This is a genomic window from Enterococcus sp. 3H8_DIV0648, from assembly GCF_002140655.1.
Taxonomy (GTDB): Bacteria; Bacillota; Bacilli; order Lactobacillales; family Enterococcaceae; genus Enterococcus_A; species Enterococcus_A hulanensis.
Map to the genome: position 1 here is coordinate 893,784 of NZ_NGLG01000002.1, position 3,186 is coordinate 896,969.

Consider the following 3,186-nt stretch of genomic DNA (forward strand, 5'->3'; position numbering starts at 1 on the left):
CTCCGAAATTGCTCTTATAGATCAATATAATGTGAGCCGTACTACTATTCGCCAAGCAGTCGAACAACTGGTAAATGATGGACTTCTTGAAAGAAGACGTGGGAAAGGAACTTTTGTAAAAAAAAGAGAGGCATTTTCTTGGGATATCTCAGAATTGCGCAGCTTTAATGATGTCGCACAAAAGAAACAATTTTCTACGAGTACAGAAGTGTTATCAATCGATATCGTTGAGAATGACGAAATCGTTCGTCGCATATTCAAGGATAAGTACACTCATTTCTATCACATGGAACGTTTGAGAATCGTTGAAAATCAACCTTCCGAAATAGTTACTACTTATGTTCCTACTTCTATCGCACCGAATTTGGATAAGTTTGATCTTTCAAAGATTTCATTATTTGATATTTTACGAGAGACTTATAACATTGATATCTCTCATGCTGAAAAAAAATTCACCGCGATTAATTGCTCTGCTGAAGATGCAAAAGTTCTGAATATCAGAAAAAATGACGCACTGCAATTAGTAGAAACAGTGACCTTCGACAGCTCAGATAATCCAATTGAGTATTCAACCGCTCGCGATAAAGGATTGATTTCTACATTTAAAGTAACATTTAAAAAATGAATCCTTTCAAGATGATAGATTGATTTAAGCATTTGATTCTTCTATTTGACTATAATTTTCATCGAAGAATCATCAAATAATTAGTTTATAATCACAATGTATAGCGCAAGGCAATCCTTCTTAATGTAAGATTGCTTTACGCTTTTTGTTGTCTTCATTAGATAATTGTATTCATTAAACAATTTTATCTATAAAAAAAGACCCAGCAATCCTGCTGAGCCTTAAAAAACACTTATTCAATTAACGCCAGCATCGCACGCATATAGATTTCCATATTCAACAAAAGATCTTCTTCATCCATGTATTCGTCTTGATTATGGGCGATCCCCTTTTGCCCTGGAAACGACGGTCCGAACGCCACGATGTTCGGAACAAAACGGGCGTAAGTCGCCCCAGTCGTTGTGACCGGCGTCCCATCTAATCCAGTGACCGCTTCATAGACTCGTGCCAACTGCTGAACATTTGGATCATCCTTAGGAAAATGGATGCTTTTGATGCGCCGAGTAACTTCTAACTGACTGTCTGGCGGCAAATGCTTTTCCAACGCCTCGGTTACTTCTGCTTCAGCTACTGAAACCGGGTATCGGACAGCTAATGAAAGCGACAGCTGCTGGCCCTTTTTGCTTAATTGATAAGGCGTGATCATTAACTTTCCACTGTCCGCATCTGAAAAATCAATTCCTAAGCCTTCGCCGTAATGCTGATTCGCCAGACTGTTTACGAGCCATGAGAAATAGTTGGCCAATTGTCCTGAAAGCAAATTTTCTTGCAGCATTTTTTCCGCTAATAATGTGATGGCATTCTCTCCAAGCTCCGGTGCATTTGACGGCGCTCTTTTGCCAACTGCTTGGATCTCTTTTCCGGCAACAGTTACAGCTAGATGATCGGGAACGTGATCTCGCGCTTGATCGCCAACAAAGTCGCCTAAAGCCTTCAATTCAGGGTCGGGAATGGTCGTGAATATTTCGTAATTGACGATCCCCCGTTCGCCATACACCACCGGATATTTACAATCTGGCGTAAAGCCAAATTGCGGGGCTTTTTCTTCACTTAAATAGAGCGGAATATCCGAACTGCCGCTTTCCTCATCTGTTCCAAAGACGATCCGAATGGTTTTCTTGACCGGCAGATTCATGTCTTTTAATAATTTCAAGCCAAACAGACAAGCTAGAATTGGTCCTTTATTATCTAAAATACCTCTTCCATAAAAACATTGCTCCTTTTGGCTTAGCTTAAACGGCGGAAAAGACCAGCCTTCACCGGCAGGCACGACATCGAGATGACCGACCACGCCAATGTATTCTTTTTCATCGCCCCACTGCGCATAGCCCACCGCATCATTGACGATTGCTGTCTCAAACCCATATTTCTCAGCCAATGCCATGACTGTTTCTAACGCCTTCTTCGGTCCTTTGCCAAAAGGTGCCTGTGGTTCCGGGGTGCCTTTGACACTTTCTACTTGCATCACTTGATCAAGATCTTGGTAAAACTGCACTTTGTTTTCTTCAATCACATTTCTAAAATCAATGGACATGAGAAGCCTCCTAGTGACTATCGTCATAAATTTTTTTAAGCTGACAAGCTAGCGATTATAGCGAGTAAGGGTTGTTTTGAACACGTATCGGTCAGACCGATAATAGGAAATATCATAAAAAATCGGCGTGGCATCCAATGCATAAGTCACCGAATAGACTTGCAGTAATGGATCGCCCATTGGAACATCCAGCAGTTTTGAAAGCTCCGGCTTCACTAAAATCGCCTCTACTTCTTGGTGGGAATAAGCGATCTCGGTCTTTTCCTCCAGCAATTTGAACAAAGAGCCGTTGAAATCAGCTTTAGTCAAACCTTTAACATAATATTCGGCTAAATAGATTTTTTCCACCGTCATGGGTTCACCATCTAAAATCCGCCGCCGAACCAATTCATAGATCGGCTGATCTTCTTCCAATTGCAGAGCGTTCAGGATTTCTTCTGATGGTTCGTCGACCTTTTGAAACGAGATGACCTCTGTACTGCTGGTTTTTCCGTAGGCTTTTGCTGCCTCAGTAAACCCTTGCAGGCCAGAACGTCCGCTTTGAATCTTAGGCTGTGACATCACGTAGCTGCCCTTGCCGCGTCGTTTTACCAAAATGTTCTTGCTGATCAAATCATCGATGGCCTTACGAATCGTTAAGCGGCTGCAATCAAATTCTTTTGCCAGGTCATATTCAGAAGGCAGCTTTTGCGAGCTTACATACACACCTTCATTAATACGCTTTTCGATCGCGGCAGATACCTGACCAAATTTCGCTTTTGTCGTCTTTTTCTCTTCCATATGTTCTCCTTTTTCTGTTAATTCATCTATTCGTTACTCCCTAATTTATCCTCAATTTCACTATACTGATTCTTTGATGACTTGGCTAGAACAACTTTAAAGCAAAACTATTCGGTATATACCTTACAGTATATACTATATTCGTTAAATTAAAAAAAGCAATTACTCTCAGATATTTTTTATTTTCAAAACATGTGTATAAGAGACAGCTCCTAACATATTGCTACCTCACTTTCTTACTTGCTTT

Annotated in this window: 3 protein-coding genes; 1 reads left to right on the forward strand and 2 read right to left on the reverse strand. The window is 40.8% G+C overall.

What is annotated here, in order from left to right:
- Positions 1 to 625 (forward strand): GntR family transcriptional regulator (locus A5875_RS20440; protein ID WP_088935405.1); only part of this gene is annotated, 625 nt, incomplete at its 5' end.
- A 232-nt stretch (positions 626 to 857) separates the two neighbouring features.
- Here A5875_RS20440 and A5875_RS20445 read toward each other — a convergent pair.
- Positions 858 to 2,159 (reverse strand): Sapep family Mn(2+)-dependent dipeptidase, encoded by a 1,302-nt coding sequence (locus tag A5875_RS20445; protein WP_088935406.1) that lies wholly within the window; start codon positions 2,157 to 2,159, stop codon positions 858 to 860.
- 48 nt (positions 2,160 to 2,207) lie between these two features.
- Positions 2,208 to 2,939 carry a GntR family transcriptional regulator, LSA1692 subfamily gene (locus A5875_RS20450; protein WP_088935407.1) on the reverse strand — a complete coding sequence of 244 codons (732 nt, stop codon included), beginning with the start codon at positions 2,937 to 2,939 and terminating at the stop codon, positions 2,208 to 2,210.
- Positions 2,940 to 3,186: the final 247 nt, after the last annotated feature.